We start from the raw sequence: 20,932 nt of genomic DNA on the forward strand, positions 1-20,932 counted from the left end.
TGGCAGCGGGCTTGTGTGGGAGCGGGCTTGCTCGCGATAGCGGTGTGTCAGCCAACACATCTGTTACTGATAGACCGCTATCGCGAGCAAGCCCGCTCCCACAATTTTGACCCTGTTCCTCCAGACATATCGCTGTTTACTGTTGCGGAGCAACTATGAAGCACAACGTCATCCTTGTGGTGCTCGACGGCCTCAACTACGAGGTTGCCCGGCATGCCATGGGGCACCTGCAGGCCTACGTCGGCGCCGAGCGTGCAGCGCTGTACAAGCTGGAATGCGAATTGCCCGCCCTCTCGCGCCCGCTGTACGAATGCATCCTCACTGGAGTGCCGCCGATCGACAGCGGTATCGTCCACAACCACGTCTCGCGCCTGTCCAACCAGCGCAGCATTTTCCATTACGCCACCGACGCGGGCTTGACCACTGCGGCGGCGGCCTACCATTGGGTCAGCGAGCTGTACAACCGCTCGCCGTTCATCGCCGCCCGCGACCGGCATACCGACGACCCGGCACTGGCGATCCAGCACGGGCACTTCTACTGGAGCGATCATTACCCCGACGCCCACCTGTTTGCCGATGCCGAAAGCCTGCGCCTCAAGCACGCGCCGAACTTTTTGCTGGTACACCCGATGAATATCGACGACGCCGGCCACAAGTACGGCCTCGACACCGCGCAATACCGTAACAGCGCCCGCTCGGCGGACATTATCCTCGCCGACTATCTGCAAGGCTGGCTCGACACCGGCTACCAGGTGCTGGTCACCGCCGACCACGGCATGAACAACGACCGCTCCCACAACGGCCTGCTGCCGGAGGAGCGCGAAGTACCGCTGTTCGTTTTCGGGGATGCCTTCAGCCTCGAGCCCGAGGCCCAGCCCAGGCAAACCGATATCTGCGGCACCGTCTGCGCCCTGCTTGGCGTTGCCCACGACAAACCTGTCTGCCAGGAGCTGTTGAAGTGAGTTCAGTGATCCGTGGTAAATGGCTGGCCGCCTTGTGCCTGGTGCCTTTCGCCCTGTTTTTTATCGTGTTCCAGATCGCGCCGCTGTTCTGGGTGATGGTCAACAGCCTGCAATCGGAAGAGTTCGGCTGGGGCCTGGCCAACTTCAGCAAGATCTTCAGTTCGAAGTTCTACCTGCAGGCAATCCAGTACAGCCTGGAGCTGAGTTTCTATTCCAGCGTCTTCGGCATCATCATCGCCGTGCTGGGCAGCTACTCGTTGCGCAAGGTGGATTCGCCGCTGCGCAACTTCGTCACCGCCTTCGCCAACATGACCAGCAACTTCTCCGGTGTGCCCCTGGCCTTTGCCTTCATCATCCTGCTGGGGTTCAACGGCAGCATCACCATCATGCTCAAGCAGGCCGGGATCATTCAGGACTTCAACCTGTACTCCAAGACCGGCCTGATCATCCTGTACACCTATTTCCAGATCCCCCTGGGCGTGTTGCTGCTGTACCCGGCCTTCGATGCCCTGCGTGAAGACTGGCGCGAGTCCGCAGCACTGCTGGGGGCCAATGGCTGGCAGTACTGGCGGCACATCGGCCTGCCGGTGCTGACGCCGGCGCTGCTGGGCACCTTCGTGATCCTCGTGGCCAATGCCCTGGGCGCCTATGCCACGGTGTATGCGTTGACTACCGGCAACTTCAACGTACTGCCGATCCGCATCGCGGCGATGGTTTCCGGTGATATTTCCCTGGACCCGAACATGGCCAGCGCCCTGGCCGTGATCCTGGTGGCGCTGATGACCGTGGTCACCGTGGTCCATCAACTGCTGCTCAAGAGGAGCTACCATGTCTCGCGCTGAAGCCAGCCCCGTCGCCCTCTATCATCGCGTAGTGGTGTACCTGCTGTTCGCGATCCTCGTGCTGCCGCTGATTGGCACCCTGGTGTACTCCCTCGCCAGCAGTTGGTCGGCCACCATCCTGCCCGCCGGCTTTACCTTCAAGTGGTATGTGCAGTTGTGGAGCGACCCGCGCTTTTTGCATGCCTTTGGCCAATCGCTGCTGGTATGCGTCGGCGCGCTGATCCTGTCGGTGGTGCTGATCCTGCCGCTGCTGTTCGTGGTGCATTACCACTTCCCCAGGCTCGATGCGCTGATGAACATCCTGATCCTGCTGCCCTTCGCGGTGCCGCCAGTGGTGTCATCGGTAGGCCTGTTGCAATTGTATGGCTCGGGGCCGCTGGCGATGGTCGGCACGCCGTGGATCCTGATCGGCTGCTACTTCACCGTGGCGCTGCCGTTCATGTACCGCGCGATCACCAACAACCTGCAGGCGATCAACCTGCGGGACCTGATGGACGCCGCCCAGTTGCTTGGCGCCAGCACCTGGCAGGCGGCAATCCTGGTGGTGCTGCCCAACCTGCGCAAGGGCCTGATGGTCGCGTTGCTGCTGTCGTTCTCGTTCCTGTTCGGCGAGTTTGTGTTCGCCAATATCCTCGTCGGTACGCGCTACGAGACCTTGCAGGTCTACCTCAACAACATGCGCAACAGCAGCGGGCATTTCACCAGCGCCGTGGTCATTTCCTATTTCCTTTTCGTGCTGCTGCTCACCTGGGCCGCCAACCTCTTGAACAAGGACAAAAGCCAATGAGCTTCGTCAGCGTCCAGCACCTGCAAAAAAGCTACGCCGCCACCCCGGTGTTCAGTGATATCAATTGCCAGATCGCCAAGGGCGAATTCGTCACCCTTCTGGGCCCGTCCGGTTGCGGCAAGTCCACGCTGCTGCGCTGCATCGCCGGCCTGACGCCGGTGGACAGCGGGCAGATCCTGCTGGACGGCCAGGATATCGTGCCGCTGAGCCCGCAGAAGCGTCACATCGGCATGGTGTTCCAGAGCTACGCGCTGTTCCCCAACATGACTGTGGAACAGAACGTCGCCTTCGGCCTGCGCATGCAGAAGGTCAACGCCGATGACAGCCACAAGCGCGTCCAGGAGGTGCTGCAACTGGTCGAACTCAAGGACCTGGCCGGGCGCTATCCGCACCAGATGTCTGGCGGCCAGTGCCAGCGCGTAGCCCTCGCCCGCTCCCTGGTCACCCGGCCGCGCCTGCTGCTGCTCGATGAGCCGCTGTCGGCACTGGATGCGCGGATTCGCAAACACCTGCGCGAACAGATCCGCCAGATCCAGCGAGAATTGGGCCTGACCACGATTTTTGTGACCCATGACCAGGAGGAAGCCCTGGTCATGTCCGACCGCATCTTCCTGATGAACCAGGGCAAGATCGTGCAGAGCGGCGACGCCGAAACCCTCTACACCGCCCCCGTGGACGCCTTCGCTGCCGGTTTTATCGGCAACTACAACCTGCTGGACGCCGAGCAGGCCAGCACGCTGTTGCAACGTCCGGTCAGCAGCCGTATTGCGATCCGTCCTGAGTCCATCGAACTGAACCACAGCGGCGAGCTTGATGCGCTGGTACGCAGCCACAGCCTGTTGGGCAATGTGATTCGCTATCGCGTCGAAGCCCGGGGCATCGAATTGGTGGTGGACGTACTCAACCGCTCGGCCCAGGATCTGCACCCAGACGGGCAACGCCTGGCACTTTCCATCGATCCCAGTGCGCTGTGTGAGGTAGCCTGAGGATGCAGTGTTTATTAAGGAAGCATGACTGATGGCTTTGGTAATTTTTGATCTGGACGACACCCTGATCCACGGCGATTGCGCCACCTTGTGGAGCGAGCAGATGGGCCGCCTGGGCTGGGTGGACCGCGAATCGTTCATGGGCAAGAACCACGAACTGATGTCCGCCTACAGCCGCGGCGAGTTGGCCATGGAAGAGTTCATGGACTTCAGCCTGGAACCGATGATCGGGCGCACTCCGGAAGAAGTCGCGCACCTGGTGGAGCCGTGGGTGGAAGATGTTATCGAGCCGCTGATCTACAGCGACGCGACCAAGACCATCGCCCGCCACCGCCAGAACGGTGACCGGATCCTGGTGATCTCGGCCTCGGGCACGCACCTGGTCACGCCGATTGCGGCGCGCATTGGCATCGATGAAGTACTGGGGATTGAACTGGACGTGGCCCACGGGGTGTACAGCGGCAAGACCGTGGGTGTACTGACGTACCGCGAAGGCAAGATCACCCGCTTGATGCAATGGCTTGAACAGGAAGGTGAAAGCCTGGAAGGGGCGTACTTCTACTCGGATTCGCGTAATGACCTGCCGCTGCTGAGCAAGGTCGATTTCCCGCAGGTGGTAAACCCCGATCCGGTGTTGCGCGCCCATGCCGAACAGGCCGGCTGGCCGATCCACCAGTGGACCTGAAGGCCCACTTTTGGCGTTGAAACCCAATCCAATGGGGGAGCTAATGTGGGAGCTGGCTTGCCTGCGATAGCGGAGTATCAGGTTAAGGTCTGTTACTGACACACCGCTATCGCAAGCAAGCCCCGCTCCCACCTTGGGCTGCATTTCAACCCTGGATTGGCCTCAAGCCAGGCTTTCGTCGATCACCAGCACCAGCTTCCCGGAAATCTGGTTGGTCGAAAGCTGCGCAAACGCCGCTTCCGCGTCCTTGATCGGGAAGGTCTTGGCCAACTGCGGGCTCAGTCGCCCTTCGCCAAACAACGGCCATACCTGCTGGCCCAGGTCGCTCAAAAGGTCTGCCTTGAACTGGTCATCGCGGCTGCGCAAGGTCGAGCCCAGCACTTGCACACGCTTGGCCAGCACCTGCGCCAGGTCCAACTGGGCTTCACGCCCGCCCATCAAGCCGATCAATACCCAGCGACCGTCGCGGGCCAGCAGCTTGAGGTTAATGGCTGCATAGTTGCCGCCCACCGGGTCGAGAATCACGTCGAACGGGCCAAAATCCCCCAGGCTCTCGATGCCGTCGGTACGTACCACACCGCCCTGGGCGCCGAGGTCTTCGCAGTAGGCCAGGCGGTCCACCGAGCCGACGCTGACCCAGCACGGGCTGCCAAAGGCTTTACACAGCTGGATCGCTGCCGAACCGACGCCACTGGCGCCCGCATGCAACAGCACCTTTTCCCCGGGCTTGAGCGCCGCCAGTTGGAACAGGTTGAGCCAGGCAGTGCTGTACACCTCGGGCAACGCAGCGGCTTCGGCCAGGGACAAACCTTCTGGTACCGGCAGCACGTGGCGCGCGTCCACCACCACTTCCTGCGCCATGCCACCGCCCGCCAACAGCGCACAGACCCGATCCCCCACTTGCCAGGACGAGCCAGCGCCGACTTCGCTGATCACCCCGGAACACTCCAGGCCCAGCACTTCGCTGGCCCCGGGCGGTGGAGGATAGAGCCCTGCACGCTGTAATAAATCCGCTCGATTGAGGCCGGCTGCTGCCACCCGAATGCGAACTTGCCCTACATCGCACGTAGGACTTGGGGTCTCAACCCACTCCACATGACCTTCAACGCCTTGCAATGCTTTCACAGTGCCTCCATAGTGAGTCTGGACTGAGCCCGTTGCTGTAGCGCCGGGCTTTTTGCATTATGCGACCGGCCCAAATGGAACCGGCGACTTCAAAGACGGCCTAATATGCGTTATCAATTGCCCCCGCGTCGAATCAGCATGAAGCATTTGTTCCCCAGCACCGCCCTCGCTCTTTTCATTGGTCTCGGCCTGTTGCCGCTGTCGACCAATACGTTCGCAGCCAACAGCTGGGACAAACTTCAGCCTGATCGCGATGAGGTGATTGCCAGCCTTAACGTCGTCGAGTTGCTCAAGCGCCACCATTACAGCAAGCCGCCGCTGGACGATGCGCGCTCGGTGATCATCTATGACAGCTATCTCAAGCTGCTGGATCCCTCGCGCAGCTACTTCCTGGCCAGCGATATCGCTGAGTTCGACAAATGGAAGACCCAGTTCGACGACTTTCTCAAGAGTGGCGACCTGCAACCTGGCTTCACCATCTACAAGCGTTACCTGGACCGTGTCAAAGCGCGTCTGGACTTCGCCCTCGGTGAGTTGAACAAAGGCGTCGACAAGCTCGACTTCACCCAGAAGGAAACCCTGCTGGTGGATCGCAAGGAGGCCCCGTGGCTGACCAGCACCGCCGCCCTGGATGACCTGTGGCGCAAACGCGTCAAGGATGAAGTCCTGCGCCTGAAGATCGCCGGCAAAGAGCCCAAGGCGATCCAGGAATTGCTGACCAAGCGCTACAAGAACCAATTGAGCCGCCTGGAACAGACCCGCGCCGAAGATATCTTCCAGGCCTACATCAACACCTTCGCGATGTCCTACGATCCGCACACCAATTATCTGTCGCCAGATAACGCGGAAAATTTTGATATCAACATGAGTCTGTCCCTCGAAGGGATCGGTGCCGTGCTGCAGAGCGACAACGACCAGGTCAAGATCGTACGCCTGGTGCCAGCGGGTCCTGCGGACAAGACCAAGCAGGTCGCTCCGGCCGACAAGATCATTGGCGTGGCCCAGGCCGACAAAGAGATGGTCGACGTGGTCGGCTGGCGCCTGGACGAAGTGGTCAAGCTGATCCGTGGGCCCAAGGGCAGCGTGGTGCGCCTGGAAGTGATTCCGCACACCAACGCGCCGAACGACCAGACCAGCAAGATCGTGTCGATCACCCGCGAAGCGGTGAAGCTCGAAGACCAGGCCGTGCAGAAGAAAGTCCTCAACCTCAAGCAGGATGGCAAGGACTACAAGCTGGGCGTCATTGAGATCCCGGCGTTCTACCTGGACTTCAAGGCCTTCCGTGCTGGCGATCCGGACTACAAGAGCACCACCCGCGACGTGAAGAAAATCCTCACCGAGCTGACCAAAGAGAAAGTCGACGGCGTGGTCATCGACCTGCGCAACAACGGTGGCGGCTCGTTGCAGGAGGCCACCGAGCTGACCAGCCTGTTTATCGACAAGGGCCCGACCGTGTTGGTGCGCAACGCTGACGGCCGCGTGGATGTGCTGGAAGACGAAAACCCGGGCGCCTTCTACAAAGGCCCGATGGCATTGCTGGTCAACCGTCTCTCGGCTTCGGCCTCGGAGATTTTTGCCGGTGCGATGCAGGACTACCACCGCGCGTTGATCATCGGTGGCCAGACCTTCGGCAAAGGCACGGTGCAGACGATCCAGCCACTCAACCATGGCGAGCTGAAGCTGACCCTGGCCAAGTTCTACCGGGTTTCCGGGCAGAGCACCCAGCACCAGGGCGTACTCCCGGACATCGATTTCCCGTCGCTCATCGACACCAAGGAAATCGGCGAAAGCGCCCTGCCAGAAGCCATGCCGTGGGACACCATCCGCCCGGCCATCAAGCCTGCATCGGACCCGTTCAAGCCCTACCTGGCCCAGCTCAAGACCGAACATGACCTGCGCTCCGCCAAGGACGCCGAGTTCGTGTTTATCCGCGACAAGCTGGCCCTGGCCAAGAAGCTGATGGCCGAGAAGACCGTGAGCCTCAATGAAGTGGACCGCCGCGCGCAGCACACCGATATCGAGAACCAGCAACTTGCCCTGGAAAACATCCGCCGCAAGGCCAAGGGTGAAGACCCGCTCAAGGAGCTGAAGAAAGAAGACGAAGACGCACTGCCGACCGAACCTGAAAAGACCAAGCCGGAAGATGATGCCTACCTGAGCGAAACCGGGCGGATTCTGCTGGACTACCTGAAAATCAGTAAGACGGTGGCCAAGCAGTAAATGATGGCGATTTAATGTTGCCGCTCCACTGAGCGTCATCAAACAGACATCATTCTGTCGTGAAATGAAGGACCGGGCGCCCCAGGCACCCGGTCCTTTTTTTCGACCGAGATCATCATGACCATGACCGAACAGCTGAATGCCCTGGCCTCCATCCTGGCCCAGGGCAGTTTGCACAGCCTGTTCCAACCCATCGTCAGCCTCTGCGAACGTCGCATCCTCGGCTATGAAGCCCTGAGCCGCGGCCCCTCCAACAGCCCGCTGCACTCGCCCCTCGCCTTGTTTGGCGTGGCGCGCCAGGCCGGGCGCCTGAATGAGCTGGAGATGGCCTGCCGGCAAAGTGCCTGTAGGCGCTTCAGCGAGCAGAAGCTGCCGGGCAAGCTGTTTCTCAACGTCTCGCCCGAGTCCCTGCTGGAAACCACCCACCAACCGGGCCGCACCCTGCATATGCTGCGCGAGTATGGAATCGCGCCCAGCCAGATCGTGATCGAACTCACGGAGCAAGCGCCGACCGACGACTTCCAGCTGTTGCAAACCGCCCTGCACCATTACCGTGACATGGGTTTTTCGATTGCCCTGGATGACTTGGGCGCCGGTTATTCCAGCTTGCGCCTGTGGTCAGAATTGCGCCCGGACTACGTGAAGATCGACCGGCATTTTATCGATGGCATTCACCAGGATGCGCTCAAGCGCGAGTTTGTCGGTTCGATCCTGCAGATCGCCAGGGCTTCGCGCGCGCAGGTGATTGCCGAAGGCATCGAGCTGCCGGAAGAGTTGGCGGTGCTCACGGAAATGGGCGTGGACCTGATCCAGGGCTACCTGCTGTGCCGTCCCCAGGAGCATCCACCGACCGAAGCCCGGTTGATGCTGGCCAAGCCCGACAGCACCAGCGTTTCGCTCAACGAGGACGCCAGTGACCTCAGCGCCCTGCTCAACGAACAACCGGCCGTGGCCCAGGACACCGCCACGACCAAAGTGCTGGAAGCGTTTCGCAGCCAGGCCAATCTCAACTCCCTGGCGGTCCTGGATGGGCGCGGCCAGCCGATTGGTATCGTGCATCGGCACTCGTTGTCCGACGTCCTGCTCAAGCCGTTTGCCACCGATCTGTTTGCGCGCAAGCCTATCAGCCGCCTGATGAGCGATGACTTCCTGGCCGTGGAACTGAGCCAGTCGTTGCAACAGGTCAGCCGCCTGCTGACCAGCCGCGCGCGGCAGCGTATCGAAGAAGATTTCATCATCACCCAGAATGGCAACTACCTGGGATTGGGCCGGGTAATCGACGTGCTCAAGCTGATTACCGAACTGAAAATCCAACAGGCGCGCTACGCCAACCCGCTGACCCTGCTGCCGGGCAATGTGCCGATCCAGCAGTGCCTGACACGGCTGTTGCAGCAGCAGCGCGAATCGGTGATTTGCTATGTGGATATCGACAGCTTCAAGCCATTCAACGATATCTACGGCTATGGCCGTGGCGATGAAGTATTGCTGTGCCTGGCGCAATGCTTGAACGACCGGGTAGACCCCAGCCGTGATTTTGTCGGGCATATTGGCGGCGATGATTTTTTACTGGTGCTGGGCGCCCAGGACTGGCGCAAGCGTCTCAACCAACTGGTGGATGATTTCCAGACCCAGTGCCGGCGCTTCTACCGCAGTGAACACTTGGATGCGGGCTGTTTTATCGCCCTGAATCGCCAGGGGGTGCGCCAGGAGTTTGCCTTGCTGTCGCTGTCCATCGGTGTGGTGCATCTGCATCCATTGAGCTGTGGGCACCTGGATGCCAGCCAGTTGGCGGAACTGGCCTCCCAGGCCAAGCATCACGCCAAGGACGTGGCCGGCTACAGCATCCACCTCATCGATAGCCGCGAAATCCTGTAAGGCCGACAAGTCGGTCCTTACAACTGCTCCAGGCGTATCTGCGCCAGCGGATGCCCGGCCTTGGCGGCGATAGTCCACCAGCGTGCCGCTTCTACAGGGTCCGGAGCCTTGCCCAGGCTGCCTGCCAGGCTCAGCACGCCCACTTGATAGGCCGCCTTGCCATCCCCCGCCTGACCCGCCAGGCGCAGCAAGCGCACGCCCTCCTCCCGCGCGCCAATGCCCAGGCCGCGAAAGGTCAGGATATGCCCATAGAAACTTTGGGCCTCGACATTGCCCAGGTTGGCCATGCGTGCAAACTGACCCTCCAGCCAGTGCCAGCCGCGGGGCTGACGCACAAACCATGACCAATGAAACAATCTGCGTGCCAGCCAATAACTGGCGTACACTTTGAGCTTCCAGAACACTCAGGCCTCCGCTGACTCAGGATATTCGTACTCGAACACACGGACCACTTCCGAGGCATGCCACGATGCTGCAGCAACGCCATCGGACGGTCCGCAAAAGCGCCCGAGGCGCTCGACACATTCAAAAAAACCGGTGCGCGGCAAGCGGCTTGCGCCCTGGCTGATTACCAGGGAGCTGCGCAGTGGCTGATCCGCCTTGGCATCCAGGGCCGCCAGGTGTTCCAACGCGGCGGTCAGGGTTTGCATCGCCGGCGTCGGGAACTGCAGACGCTCGAGCAACGCACGGTAGGTCAATAGATGTCGCTGGCGACGGGCCTGGTCGAGCTCATTGAGCAACCCATCCCAATGTTGACGGCTGATGCGCACACTCACATTTCATCCCTCCAACCGGCAATCCCCAATTCCCAGGCCAGGCTGCGACGGATCGCGGCATCCGGCTGGCGCTCGCCACTTTCGATCAACCCCAGGTAGGACGGGCTGATGCCGACGGTGCGGGCCAATGTCTCGATCGCCAGGCCCTTGGCTTCGCGCAGGCTGCGCAATTGCGCCAGGGGGCGTAGGTCCTGCTCGGTAGCGACGGGAGGGATCTGTGCAGCAGGAGTGACTGGTTGCTGCAGGCCGGCGGCTGTTAACAGCGCCTGGTACTGAGCCCATGGCAGAACCGCGTACTCGGGTTCGCCATCCCGTGAAATGATTTGTATATCCATGACTGCCCCGTAGGATCACAACACTTACGAAGTAAGTACTTTCCTTAGGAGTGTAATCCTAACAGCCACAAAGAGCGCAGGGGGATAATCCGCGTGTTCAGTTTTTTTTCGGGTTTTCCTGCTCCAGTAGTTGCGGCGTGGCGGGCAGGCGTTCAACCACCACCAACTTCTCCGGGCGCTGGCGGTCACGCCAGGCGCGGAAGGCACTCAACTCACCGTCCAGGCTCTTCATGACCCAGGCCAGTACCGCGATGTCATCGAGCATGCCGAACATCGGCAGGAAGTCCGGGATCGCGTCAATCGGGCTGAGGAAGTACATCAGCCCCGCCACCACCGAGATCAGCGCCTTGGGGCTGATAGCCCGGTACTCGCCGCGCCAGTAGGCCAGGCACAGCGCCTGGAGCAGCTTGAGGTCGTCCTTGAGCTTGCCCAGGCGATTGCCCTGGCTGGAGCCTTTGGCAGCGACCGCGAACAACAGCGTCGGCAGGCGTCCACGCCCGATCAGCCGTGCGGCCAACGGCAGGAAGCGGGTGAAATTCCAGGGTGCTTTCATCGTCACTCCAGTTCCAGGCGAGATAAAAGGTTATCCACACAACTTGTGGATAACCTTGTGAACAGAGCCCATTTTTGCGGCTGAAAGCCACGTAATACAAGGCCTACAGTCAGATCGGGCGTTTTTTGCGCACATAAAAAAATCCCAAGATTTCATTGACTTGGGGGGCATCTGCGGCTACCCGTGCCGAGGTATAGCATCAGACTGCTCTAAGTCGCAGGTGTTCGTTCTGATTTTCCCACACCCCTCCACGACCTCGGTCAACAGCTGCCACACCAGAAACAACAACGCCCCGTATAAACGGGGCGTTGTGTGTTCAGCAGCGGCTTACTTGGCAGCCGGTGCCTCAGGAGCGTCGGCCTTGGCCGGGTCCTTGATTGCCAGCAGCTCCAGGTCGAAGACCAGTACGGAGTTGGCTGGAATCGCCGGGCTCGGGCTCTGGGCGCCGTAGGCAAGGTCGGACGGGATGTACAACTCGACCTTCTCGCCCACGTGCATCAGTTGCAGGCCTTCGACCCAACCTGGGATCACGCCGCTGACCGGCAGGTCAATCGGGCTGCCGCGATCCACGGAGCTGTCAAAGGTGGTGCCGTTGGTCAACTTGCCGGTGTAGTGCACAGTCACTACGTCGGTAGGCTTGGGCTGGGCGCCTTCGGCTTTCTTCACGATCTTGTACTGCAGGCCGGAAGCGGTGGTGACTACGCCGTCTTTCTTGGCGTTGTCTTCAAGGTATTTCTTGCCGGCGGCTGCCGACTCTTCACTCATCTTGGTCATGCGCTCTTCAGCACGCTTTTGCAGTGCGGAAAACGCTTCGACCAGTTCTTCGTCCTTCAGCTTCTGTTCTTTCTTGCCGACGGCATCTTCGATGCCTTGGGCAACTGCCTTGGAGTCCAGGTCATCCATACCTTCCTGAGCCAGGCTTTTGCCCATGTTCAGGCCGATACCGTAGGAAGCTTTCTGCGCCGGGGTTTTCAGCTCTACGCTGGTTTGCGAATCACAACCCGCAAGTACCAGGCTAACCAGGGCCACCGCCGCCGCCAACCGATGCTGTTTCATGCTATTTCCTTGTTCATGCGCCAAAAGGGCATTCGAATAAAGTCGCGAGCTTATCAGGCGGCCACGACCAATGGCTACCGGCATGTGAGCAGGAAACTTCTGATAAGTTCACGTGTTTAAAAGCATTTTCATCTGCCCCAAAGCCCGGCGAAGGACAGCCGGCGTAGCGAAAACCGCCTGCGTAGACGGATCATGGCTACTTGCCGCCTACCGCGCTCAGTGGCATAAGGGCACAACAACTCGACAAGGATAGTTATCTTGCGCATTTTTTCCCGTGTTTTACTCCTGATCCTGTCATTTATGGGACTGCTGCTGGCGGTGGTCCTTTATTACGTGATCAACCCCAGGCTCCCGGATTACGTGGCGGTGCAGCAGGTGCACTACCAGGACCAATGGAGCGCCGCCGACCGCCAGGCCTACTACTTCACGCCCCAGGGCACCCAGGTAAAAGGCCTGCACTATAACTGGTTCACCGCGCTGGAGCTGCCGTTTTCCGAGCAGCGTTTTGCCGAGCCGGCCAACCTGGCACGCTTCGGTTTCCTGGTGGACCCGCGACAACAGGCCACACCCCAGAACCCCGGCAACCTGCCCGTAGGCTTCGCCCGGCACAAGAATGCCGGCAGCAACGACGAATTTCTCGATATCACCTGCGCCGCCTGCCATACCGGCGAGTTGCATTTCAATGGCCAGGCCCTGCGCATCGATGGCGGCTCTGCACAACATGTGCTGCCCTCCAGCGTGCCAACCTTGCGCGGCGGCAGCTTTGGCCAGGCCCTGGTGGCCAGCCTCGCCTCTACCTATTACAACCCGTTGAAGTTCAGGCGCTTTGCCCACAGCGTGCTGGGGGATCAATACGACGCCCAGTACGATCAGTTGCGCCAGGACTTCAAAAAGTCCCTGGACAACTTCCTCAAGGTGGCCTGGAACGATACCCACCGCGGCCTCTACCCCACCGAAGAAGGCCCGGGGCGCACCGACGCCTTCGGCCGCATCGCCAATGCCAGCTTTGGCGACGCCATTTCCCCGGACAACTACCGTATCGCCAACGCGCCAGTGGACTACCCGCAGCTGTGGGACATGTGGACCTTCGACTGGGTGCAATGGAACGGCTCGGCCCAGCAACCCATGGCGCGCAACATCGGCGAGGCGTTGGGCGTGGGCGCGACCCTGGCGTTCTTCGACAGCGCTGGCCAGCCCCTCAAGGGCGATGCGCGCTACCCGTCCAGCGTGCGCGTGCGTGACCTGAACCTGATCGAAGAAACCCTGCAACGGCTCAAGCCACCGGTTTGGCCTGAAGCGCTGTTCGGCGCCATCGACAAACCCCTGGCCGCCCGAGGACGTGCGCTGTTCGCGGAAAACTGCGCGGCCTGCCATGTGCCCAGCGTGAGCGAAGTCAACGGGCGCCCGGTGCAGCAGTTGAAGATGCTGCCAGTGGACTACATCGGCACCGACCCGGGCACCGCCAGCAACATTGCCGACCAGCGCTACGACCTCAGCGCCCTGCAATGGGACCCGGCCGAATTGGCGCAGTTGAATGTCGAACTGCACCCCACGCCGACCGAACCGCTGGACCTGCGCAGCCTGTCCGTGGCCAAGGGCCTGGCCTATGTCACCGCGTTTGTCGAAGAGCACGCCTACCGCGCCGCCGGCATCACAGCGGCCGAACGCCCGCGCCTGGACGGCTACGGCCTGCCCATCGGCGTGCGCGAACTGCGCGCCTACAAGGCCCGCCCACTGGCGGGTGTGTGGGCCACGCCGCCGTTCCTGCACAACGGTTCGGTGCCGACGATCTACCAGTTGCTTTCGCCCCAGTACGAGCGCAGCCGCACCTTCTATAAAGGCACCTTCGACTACAACCCGCGTCACTTGGGTTATCGCACCGAGGCGTTTAAAAATGCATTCCTGTTCGACACCAACATCACTGGCAACCACAACAGTGGCCACGAGTTTCGCGCGGGCAAGCGTGGCAATGGGGTGATCGGCCGCGGCCTTGAGCCTGAGGAGCGCTGGGCGCTGCTGGAATACCTGAAAGTACTGGGCGGCCCCCTGGAGCAACAACTGCCATGACTTCCCCATTTCGATACAAGGACCGTTCCATGCTCGCTCGACTGTGGCTGCGCCTCGGCGCGTTTCTCGGCAAGACGCTGTTATGGCTGGTAGGCCTGGGCCTGCTCGGCTGGTTGTTGTCGACCCTGTGGTTCGCCTGGCACCACAGCGGCCCGGTGTCGGCCGAGGAACAGATTCCGCCCGGCGAAGCGGCCATGACCCAAGGCATCATTCAGACGGCGGTGCGCATTGTCGACCAGCATCGCGAAGGCACCCGTTACCTGCGCGATGCCCATGCCAAGGCCCACGGCTGCGTAAAAGCCGAAGTCAGCGTGCTGCCAAACCTTGACCCGGCGCTGCGCCAGGGCGTGTTCGCCGAGCCGGGCAAGACCTGGCAGGCGATGATGCGCCTGTCCAACGGCAACGCTTATCCACAGTTCGACAGCATCCGCGACGCCCGCGGCATGGCGATCAAGCTGCTGGACGTGCCGGGCAAGCAACTGCTGGCCGACCAGCAGGCACGCGGCGAGCAGGACTTCGTGATGTTCAGCCACCCCAACTTCTTTGTCAGCGATGTGGCGGAATATGCGCAGAACGTCGGGGCCCAGGCCGATGGCAAGAAAGTCATGGCATTTTTCCCCAGCCTCGACCCGCGCAGTTGGCAGGTGCGCCATCTGTTTATTGCCCTGGCGACATTGGCGCCGGCACCGGCCAGCCCGACCGAGACCACGTACTTTTCGGTATCGCCCTACAAGTTCGGCAGCGCCAACGCCAAGTTTCGCGTCGCCCCAGACCCGCAAAGCTGCCCGCAATACCATCTGCCCAAGCAGAACCAGGACTTGCCGAACTTCCTGCGCAGCGCCTTGAGCCAGCAGTTGTCCACCGACCGCATCGACGCTTGTTTTGTGTTGCAGATCCAGCGCCAGAACCCGCAGAAATACATGCCCATCGAAGACACCAGCATCGAATGGAAGGAAAGCGACGCGCCCTACGAGAGCGTGGCGAAAATTCGCATTCCGGCGCAGGACTTCGATACACAGGCCTTGAACCTGGCCTGTGACAACCAGTCGTTCAACCCATGGTTTGGCGTGGAGGAACACCGGCCGATTGGGGGGATCAATCGGCTGCGCAAGGCGGTGTATGAGGCGGTGAGTGATTATCGGCATAGCCGCAACGCCCCCTGAATAATGCCTGTGGGAGCGGGCTTGCTCGCGCTGACGTCAGCAAGAACGCCTCACCGCGTCATCGTTAACGATCATCGCGGGCAAGCCCGCTCCCACAGAAAAGCCCCTGCGGCATTATATCGGACGCCGTCAGCAACCATTGCTGAAAACTGCGCGCCGCCGAGGGTGGGTTGCGATGCTGCGGTTGCATCAGTTGCAGGCGGCCACGACTGTGCATGTGATGGGGCAAGGCCAATTGCAGGCGTCCGGCAGCCAGCTCGCCTTCAAGCAGGCACTTCCAGCCCAGGGCTACGCCATGCCCCATCACTGCCGACTGCATCAGCAACTGATAGCTGTTGGTGCGCAAGGCGTGACGAGGCGTGTGGTACTGCGCACCGATGTCGGCGAACCAGTCGGTCCAGGTCAACCAGTCGTGATAGTGGTCTTCTACGATCAACAGGGTATGGCTGCGCAGCAGGTGCTCGGCGTCGCGGATCGCGCCATGGCGCTCGATGTAGCCGGGGCTGCATACGGCGATGACCTGCTCACTGGCAAACACCGGGGTCAGTTCCAGGCCAAGGGGCGCTGGCAGTTCGTCGAGGTGATAGAACAGGCCCAGGTCATATTCGCTGACATCCAGGTGACTCGGGCTTTCACTGCACAGGATGCGGATATCCAGCTCCGGGTGCTCATCCTGGAAGGCCGGCAGCAGCGCGGCGAGCCAGATGGAACTGATGGTCGGCGTGCTGGCCAGGGTCAGCTGGCGATCGGCACCGCGTCGACGCAGCTCCGCCGATTCGCGATCAAGCTCGCGCAGCAGGCGCTGGATAGTGCGAAAGTAACGCACGCCAGCCGGGGTCAGACTCAGCCCCAACGCCAACCGATAAAACAGCGGTCGCGCCAGGTCTTCCTCCAGGCGCTTGATCTGCCGGCTCACTGCGCTTTGGGTCAGGTTCAGTTCGTGGGCCGCCTGGGTAAAGCTCAAATGCCGGGCGGCGGCCTCAAACGTCTGCAAACAATTGAGCGGTGGAAGGTCGACGTTTCGGCGCGACATGCAGGGATCCGTGGCTGGTCAGATGAGCAAGCATCCTGCCACTTGCCCGCTCACAACGCGACCCGCGCGACCCGTCTGCTCCAGCTTCGCTGATGCACCTGCACCCCGTTTTCCCGCGCCTGCTGGTGCGCCTCGATGTAGAACCACTGGGCGTCGGCGTGCACCTGCAAGTGGCTGTCGACCGCCACCGACCACTGCGCGCGCTCGACACGGTACTGCCAGTGGATATCGGCCTGGGCCGACAACGGGTCCCAGGGCATGGTGCGATATTGCTCGGTGCACCGCTGGTCCACCGCCAGGCCATGCTCGGTGAAGCGCACGGCGCCCAGGTCGTCCTCGATGTTTACGCACACTTCGCCACTGCCTACGTCCTCGATCAAGGTACGTTTCGGCGCAGCCGCCCGCAGCACCTCCAGCGCCGCCGGGGTAGCCGCTTGCGGGGCCTCGAACGGGCATGGCACGGCCGCGCCGCTGAAAATCGGCAATTGCACACGTTGCACGGCGGGCAGCACGGTCAGGGTGGTCAGCTCGCGGCTGGGCCACAGCAGCGGGAAGCTCGCGGTGCTCAGGGCCAGCCGCAGGCGGTAGCCGGCCGGCACCCGCGTGCCGACATGATCCAGGCTCAGTTGCACATCCAGCGGTTCGCCTGGCACAGGTGGCGTCAGACGGGAGAAGTCTTCACGTAAGGCAAGGTTGAGCACGCCGTAGGTGATCTGCGTGACTTGCCCGTCGGGCGCCACCGCATTCAGGCGCGCCACCAGTTGCCCGCAAGAGGTATCGCTGGCCAGGCGCAGTTGCAAGCGCACATCCCCCAGCAGCGCCAGGGGTTCGGCCAGTGGCTGAGAGTCGAAGCACAAAGACTGCGCATCGTCGCGGCGCTGATCGGTCGGGCCGTCGGGGCCGAACCAGATGGCGCAGTACTCGCCCTGGTGCAGGCCGGTGGTCAGTGGCGAACAGATACTGCGCGGGCCGCCCAGCGCCTGCTGGCCCGGGCGCAGGCCATGGTCGGTCAGGCTGTAGTCGGTCCATTGCACCTGGGGATCGGGCCAGCCCGAGGTCTGCACCCAGATGCCTGGGCGTTCGGCATAACTGCCCTTGGGCGCCAACACATCCTGTAGGTAAAAGGTGCAGGCCGCGTCGTCCATCACCCAATTGTCGATACCTTTGAGCCAGTGGTCCCACCAGCGCTTGGCCTCCTGCAGGAAGCCAATGGCCGGGTTGGGCACGGCGAAATGCGGGTACTTGTGAATCCACGGGCCGATCACGGCTTTTTTCGGCCCCGGCAGGTTTTCCATCAGGCGTGGCACCGCATTCTTGTAGGCATCGCCCCAACCGCCGACGGCGTACACCGCCGCCTTGATCGCCGAGTAGTCCTCGCAGACCGAGCCGTGACGCCAGTAGGCATCGCGGGTCTGGTGTTGCAGCCAGGTCTCGGCCAGCAGCGGCATGGCGTCGAGGCGTTGCTGCCACAGGGTTTTCCAGGCATCGCCAACCAGCAGCGGGTCGGGCACTGCCGCGCTGAAGTTGAGCATGGTCGCGGCCCAGCCGAAATTCTCCAGCAGCAGGTTGCCGCCCTTGTAATGGATGTCATCGGCAAAGCGGTCATCGGTGGAGCACAGGGTGATGATCGCCTTCAATGCTTCGGGCTGGCGCGCGGCGACTTGCAGGCTGTTGAAGCCGCCCCAGGAGATGCCCATCATCCCCACATTGCCGTCGCACCAGGGCTGCTGGCACAGCCAGTCGATCACTTCGAGGGCGTCATCCTGCTCCTGCAACAGGTACTCATCGGCCATCAAGCCTTGGGATTCGCCATTGCCGCGCATATCGACCCGCACGCAGGCATAGCCCTGCCCCGCCATCCATGCGTGGGTCAGGGCATCGCGCACCGCCGTGCCATCGCGCTTGCGATAGGGCAGGTATTCGAGGATCGCCGGGAAGGCCTGCGCGCCGGCGGTGTCAGGCAGCCAGATACGCGCTGCCAGTTGTGTGCCATCGCTCATGGGGATCAGGCAGTGCTCGATCTCGCGAACCTTGTAGGCAAATTCGGTGACGATTTCCATGGGTAACTCCAACAACAAAGAGGCAAGTCAGCGGGCAAAATCCGTCACCGGGCTGGCACCACGCAGGCCAGGTTCGACATGGACCGCGGGGATCTTGACGTCCAGCAGCGCGGGGTTTTTCAACCAGTAAAGCAACGACGTGCTGGCCAGCAGCACCAGAATCATTCCCGGCAGGCCGCCGAGGTTGGAGAGCATCTTCACCCCGTCGATGCCGACAAAGGCCACCATGACCCAGGACACCGTGCCGATGATCACGCCCCAGACAATCTTCAGCAGCGGGTTGCCATCCAGGTCCGAATCGGCGGTGACGCCCTTGCTGCACAGGTTGGCGATCACGTCGGTACTGGAGTCGGCGGCGGTGACGAACGAGATAAACGCGACAAACAGCAAAAACGCGATCATCAGGCCGCTGGCCGGCAACTGCTGGAACATCTGGTACAGCACATGCTCCACGCCTTGCTCGTTGAGCACGCGGTTCAAGCTGCCATCGCCCAGGGCATCGAAATACAGGCTGCTGCCGGAGAAGATGCAAATCCACAACGCGGTAAACAGCGCCGGGTACAGCATGTTGATCTGGATAAATTCGCGCACCCGGTAGCCCCGGCCGATCTTGCCGAGGAACAACGCACTCACCGGCGCCCAGGCGAACCATACCGACCAGTAGAACACCGTCCAGCTCTGCGGCCAGCTGTCGCCACTGGCGGCGCCGGTGGACAGGCTGCGGCTGAAGAAGGTGTCGAGGTAGACCCCCAGGGACTCGACGCCCAGGCTGAAGATGTACAGGGTTGGCCCGCACAACCATACAAACGCGCCCAGGGCCAACATGATCCAGGTGTTGAACGACGACAGCATGACGATGCCACGCTGCAAGCCACTGGCGGCCGAGGCGACAAAGGTGAACACGATCACCGCGATGATCAGGGCCAGGCGCAAGGGCGTGGTCTCGCCGCCAATGTACTGGCTCAGGCCGCCGGACAGGGTCAGTGCGCCGGTGCCCAGGGACGACGCCATGCCCGCCACCAGGGCGAACATCGCCAGGGTGTCGATCAACCCGGCATACCGCTTGACCCGCCGGGCGCCGAGCAAGGGTTGCAACATGGCGCCAATCGAGAAGTTGCTGCGCAGGTTGTAGAACACCAGGGCAAAGACCAGGGAGGGCACCAGGTAAATCGCGTAGGGCGTGAGGGTCCAGTGCAGGAACATCGTCGACAGGGCAAAGCTCTTGGCCGCCGCGCTGCCCGCCTCGATCGGCAGGCTGGAGGGTGGCGAGTACAGGTGGTAGAGCGGCTCGGCCGTGGTCCAGAACAGCACGCCCACCGCCAGGGTGGTACACAGCGCGACCATGAACCAGCGCCATTTGCTCAACAGCGGCGTAGCACCCTCCCCGCCGATACGCACGTTGCCCAGGGGCGAAAAATACACAATGGCCGTGAGCACCACCATGGCGAAAGAGCCGGCACTGAACAGCCAGGAGAAGTTTTGCAGGATCACGGTGTTGAGCTGTTTGCTCACGGCAAGGAATGCGGTGAGGTCGACGTAGCTGGCGATTACCGCCGCCAACAGAATCAGAAAGGTTGGCCAGAAGACCAAAGGACGCAATGGGTATTTCATCTCGTGCGCTTCCCCAGACAGACTATTTTTATTGCCTTTGCAGGCCATTGTTAGAAGCGGGCACTGTGCCGCCTTGAAGTCTTCGCGTGGCTATAGATAAGCGTGAGTGCCGGTTGCGGTGCAATCGACCAATGGGTATGGGGGTATTCCGCCAGGTCATAGCCAATCCGGGGAACAACCGGGATCGTCGAGACCACCACCGCGTAAAGAGTTCATATAGTTCGCCCATTCGCCATAACGTTTACGTCGCCGCTATTGAGTAACTAAGTGCAAACGCCCTACCGTCACTTCCTACCCAAACACCCGTAGGAAGTCATCGTGGAAAGTTCAACTTTAGGCATGCTCGTCCTGTCAATGATTGCGCTCTTCGGCACTGCCGCGTTTTGCTTCGAACACCTCGCTACCCGCAGCGAGAAGAAAAACAAAACCAAATAAGCGGGTCGTTAGCATCAGCAGAACCCCAGTGTTTAAAGGGATACCCGGGCGGCGGGCGATCCCTTTTTTTCGTGCGCCCGGCCGAACTTTTTCTATATACCGTCTTAATACCGCTAACGCTAATCAGTGCCCGAACTTGATACCCCAAAGATTAACCTCCCCGCGTCCGCAGTTGCGGCTTATTCAATCAGGGGAGTTACACCGTGCTCACACTCACGTTCATTTATATCGCCAGCGGCTTATGTGCCGTGGGGCTGTTCGCTTACTTGGGCTACGCCCTTATTCGCGCAGAAAAATTCTAGGGAGCTGGCCATGTACGACCTGATGTTTATCAGCCTTTCCCTGGTGTTTTTTGTTGCGA

Annotated in this window: 19 protein-coding genes; 10 read left to right on the forward strand and 9 right to left on the reverse strand. The window is 61.3% G+C overall.

From position 1 onward, the window contains the following. Positions 1 to 155 precede the first annotated feature (155 nt). The 5 genes from HBO05_RS21860 to HBO05_RS21880 are packed head-to-tail and all read left to right on the forward strand — an operon-like array spanning position 156 to position 4,262. Complete coding sequence (locus HBO05_RS21860; protein ID WP_169952847.1) at positions 156 to 962, forward strand: alkaline phosphatase family protein; 807 nt, start codon at positions 156 to 158, stop codon at positions 960 to 962. Beyond that, positions 959 to 1,804, forward strand: coding sequence for an ABC transporter permease subunit (locus tag HBO05_RS21865; RefSeq protein WP_057959030.1), 846 nt, complete (start codon positions 959 to 961; stop codon positions 1,802 to 1,804). The genes HBO05_RS21860 and HBO05_RS21865 overlap by 4 nt, the downstream gene beginning before the upstream one ends. Next, positions 1,791 to 2,591, forward strand: a complete 801-nt coding sequence (locus HBO05_RS21870; protein ID WP_029292823.1) for an ABC transporter permease — start codon at positions 1,791 to 1,793, stop codon at positions 2,589 to 2,591. The genes HBO05_RS21865 and HBO05_RS21870 overlap by 14 nt, the downstream gene beginning before the upstream one ends. Next, positions 2,588 to 3,577: an ABC transporter ATP-binding protein gene (locus tag HBO05_RS21875; protein WP_169952851.1), complete on the forward strand. Its 990-nt coding sequence runs from the start codon at positions 2,588 to 2,590 to the stop codon at positions 3,575 to 3,577. Before HBO05_RS21870 ends, HBO05_RS21875 begins: the two co-directional genes overlap by 4 nt. Positions 3,578 to 3,608: 31 nt before the next feature. Beyond that, positions 3,609 to 4,262 (forward strand): HAD family hydrolase, encoded by a 654-nt coding sequence (locus HBO05_RS21880; protein ID WP_169952853.1) that lies wholly within the window; start codon positions 3,609 to 3,611, stop codon positions 4,260 to 4,262. A 162-nt stretch (positions 4,263 to 4,424) separates the two neighbouring features. Here the strand turns inward: HBO05_RS21880 and HBO05_RS21885 are convergent, their stop codons facing one another. Further along, positions 4,425 to 5,387, reverse strand: coding sequence for a zinc-binding dehydrogenase (locus HBO05_RS21885; RefSeq protein ID WP_172314042.1), 963 nt, complete (start codon positions 5,385 to 5,387; stop codon positions 4,425 to 4,427). A 138-nt stretch (positions 5,388 to 5,525) separates the two neighbouring features. Between HBO05_RS21885 and HBO05_RS21890 the strand changes: the two genes are divergently transcribed. After that, positions 5,526 to 7,607 (forward strand): carboxy terminal-processing peptidase, encoded by a 2,082-nt coding sequence (locus tag HBO05_RS21890; RefSeq protein WP_170042679.1) that lies wholly within the window; start codon positions 5,526 to 5,528, stop codon positions 7,605 to 7,607. Positions 7,608 to 7,724: 117 nt separating this feature from the next. Then, on the forward strand, positions 7,725 to 9,482 hold the full coding sequence (locus HBO05_RS21895; RefSeq protein ID WP_172314044.1) for a bifunctional diguanylate cyclase/phosphodiesterase: 1,758 nt from the start codon (positions 7,725 to 7,727) through the stop codon (positions 9,480 to 9,482). A gap of 17 nt (positions 9,483 to 9,499) precedes the next feature. Here HBO05_RS21895 and HBO05_RS21900 read toward each other — a convergent pair whose 3' ends face one another. The 5 genes from HBO05_RS21900 to HBO05_RS21920 all read right to left on the reverse strand — a co-directional run bounded on the left by HBO05_RS21900 (position 9,500) and on the right by HBO05_RS21920 (position 12,202). Next, on the reverse strand, positions 9,500 to 9,886 hold the full coding sequence (locus HBO05_RS21900) for an SEL1-like repeat protein (protein WP_170042678.1): 387 nt from the start codon (positions 9,884 to 9,886) through the stop codon (positions 9,500 to 9,502). Beyond that, positions 9,887 to 10,258: a hypothetical protein gene (locus HBO05_RS21905; RefSeq protein ID WP_057440671.1), complete on the reverse strand. Its 372-nt coding sequence runs from the start codon at positions 10,256 to 10,258 to the stop codon at positions 9,887 to 9,889. Next, positions 10,255 to 10,593, reverse strand: a complete 339-nt coding sequence (locus HBO05_RS21910) for a helix-turn-helix transcriptional regulator (RefSeq protein ID WP_169957198.1) — start codon at positions 10,591 to 10,593, stop codon at positions 10,255 to 10,257. The genes HBO05_RS21905 and HBO05_RS21910 overlap by 4 nt, the downstream gene beginning before the upstream one ends. Positions 10,594 to 10,690: 97 nt before the next feature. Continuing rightward, positions 10,691 to 11,146, reverse strand: coding sequence for a DUF1232 domain-containing protein (locus HBO05_RS21915; protein WP_169957200.1), 456 nt, complete (start codon positions 11,144 to 11,146; stop codon positions 10,691 to 10,693). 327 nt (positions 11,147 to 11,473) lie between these two features. Next, complete coding sequence (locus HBO05_RS21920; RefSeq protein WP_029292800.1) at positions 11,474 to 12,202, reverse strand: FKBP-type peptidyl-prolyl cis-trans isomerase; 729 nt, start codon at positions 12,200 to 12,202, stop codon at positions 11,474 to 11,476. A gap of 258 nt (positions 12,203 to 12,460) precedes the next feature. Here HBO05_RS21920 and HBO05_RS21925 point away from each other — a divergent pair, with 258 nt between their 5' ends. Both HBO05_RS21925 and HBO05_RS21930 read left to right on the forward strand, forming a co-directional pair. After that, positions 12,461 to 14,269, forward strand: coding sequence for a di-heme-cytochrome C peroxidase (locus tag HBO05_RS21925; protein WP_172314046.1), 1,809 nt, complete (start codon positions 12,461 to 12,463; stop codon positions 14,267 to 14,269). Between the two features lie 29 nt (positions 14,270 to 14,298). After that, a complete protein-coding gene (locus tag HBO05_RS21930; RefSeq protein WP_169957203.1) occupies positions 14,299 to 15,432 on the forward strand; it encodes a catalase family protein in 1,134 nt (377 codons plus the stop codon). A gap of 64 nt (positions 15,433 to 15,496) precedes the next feature. On the opposite strand, the gene HBO05_RS21935 is transcribed toward HBO05_RS21930, so the two are convergent. The 3 genes from HBO05_RS21935 to HBO05_RS21945 are packed head-to-tail and all read right to left on the reverse strand — an operon-like array spanning position 15,497 to position 20,136. Next, positions 15,497 to 16,465: a LysR substrate-binding domain-containing protein gene (locus HBO05_RS21935; protein ID WP_172314048.1), complete on the reverse strand. Its 969-nt coding sequence runs from the start codon at positions 16,463 to 16,465 to the stop codon at positions 15,497 to 15,499. A 50-nt stretch (positions 16,466 to 16,515) separates the two neighbouring features. Continuing rightward, complete coding sequence (locus HBO05_RS21940; RefSeq protein WP_172314050.1) at positions 16,516 to 18,525, reverse strand: CocE/NonD family hydrolase; 2,010 nt, start codon at positions 18,523 to 18,525, stop codon at positions 16,516 to 16,518. A 27-nt stretch (positions 18,526 to 18,552) separates the two neighbouring features. Continuing rightward, entirely contained in the window at positions 18,553 to 20,136 is a 1,584-nt protein-coding gene (locus HBO05_RS21945) for a BCCT family transporter (RefSeq protein ID WP_170042675.1), read from the reverse strand. Positions 20,137 to 20,774: 638 nt separating this feature from the next. Between HBO05_RS21945 and kdpF the strand changes: the two genes are divergently transcribed. Next, positions 20,775 to 20,873, forward strand: coding sequence for a K(+)-transporting ATPase subunit F (gene kdpF / locus HBO05_RS21950; RefSeq protein ID WP_074851717.1), 99 nt, complete (start codon positions 20,775 to 20,777; stop codon positions 20,871 to 20,873). Positions 20,874 to 20,932 lie beyond the last annotated feature (59 nt).

The sequence above is a fragment of the Pseudomonas sp. WS 5079 genome (assembly GCF_012985465.1).
Lineage (GTDB): Bacteria > Pseudomonadota > Gammaproteobacteria > Pseudomonadales > Pseudomonadaceae > Aquipseudomonas.

Excerpts from the sequence above, each read along its gene's own strand:
- HBO05_RS21860 (WP_169952847.1), top strand. The coding sequence starts at position 156 with ATGAAGCACAACGTCATCCTTGTGGTGCTCGACGGCCTCAACTACGAG.
- HBO05_RS21870 (WP_029292823.1), top strand. The coding sequence starts at position 1,791 with ATGTCTCGCGCTGAAGCCAGCCCCGTCGCCCTCTATCATCGCGTAGTG.
- HBO05_RS21875 (WP_169952851.1), top strand. The coding sequence starts at position 2,588 with ATGAGCTTCGTCAGCGTCCAGCACCTGCAAAAAAGCTACGCCGCCACC.
- HBO05_RS21880 (WP_169952853.1), top strand. The coding sequence starts at position 3,609 with ATGGCTTTGGTAATTTTTGATCTGGACGACACCCTGATCCACGGCGAT.
- HBO05_RS21890 (WP_170042679.1), top strand. The coding sequence starts at position 5,526 with ATGAAGCATTTGTTCCCCAGCACCGCCCTCGCTCTTTTCATTGGTCTC.
- HBO05_RS21895 (WP_172314044.1), top strand. The coding sequence starts at position 7,725 with ATGACCATGACCGAACAGCTGAATGCCCTGGCCTCCATCCTGGCCCAG.
- HBO05_RS21910 (WP_169957198.1), bottom strand. The coding sequence starts at position 10,593 with ATGGATATACAAATCATTTCACGGGATGGCGAACCCGAGTACGCGGTT.
- HBO05_RS21915 (WP_169957200.1), bottom strand. The coding sequence starts at position 11,146 with ATGAAAGCACCCTGGAATTTCACCCGCTTCCTGCCGTTGGCCGCACGG.
- HBO05_RS21920 (WP_029292800.1), bottom strand. The coding sequence starts at position 12,202 with ATGAAACAGCATCGGTTGGCGGCGGCGGTGGCCCTGGTTAGCCTGGTA.
- HBO05_RS21930 (WP_169957203.1), top strand. The coding sequence starts at position 14,299 with ATGCTCGCTCGACTGTGGCTGCGCCTCGGCGCGTTTCTCGGCAAGACG.
- HBO05_RS21935 (WP_172314048.1), bottom strand. The coding sequence starts at position 16,465 with ATGTCGCGCCGAAACGTCGACCTTCCACCGCTCAATTGTTTGCAGACG.
- HBO05_RS21940 (WP_172314050.1), bottom strand. The coding sequence starts at position 18,525 with ATGGAAATCGTCACCGAATTTGCCTACAAGGTTCGCGAGATCGAGCAC.
- HBO05_RS21945 (WP_170042675.1), bottom strand. The coding sequence starts at position 20,136 with ATGAAATACCCATTGCGTCCTTTGGTCTTCTGGCCAACCTTTCTGATT.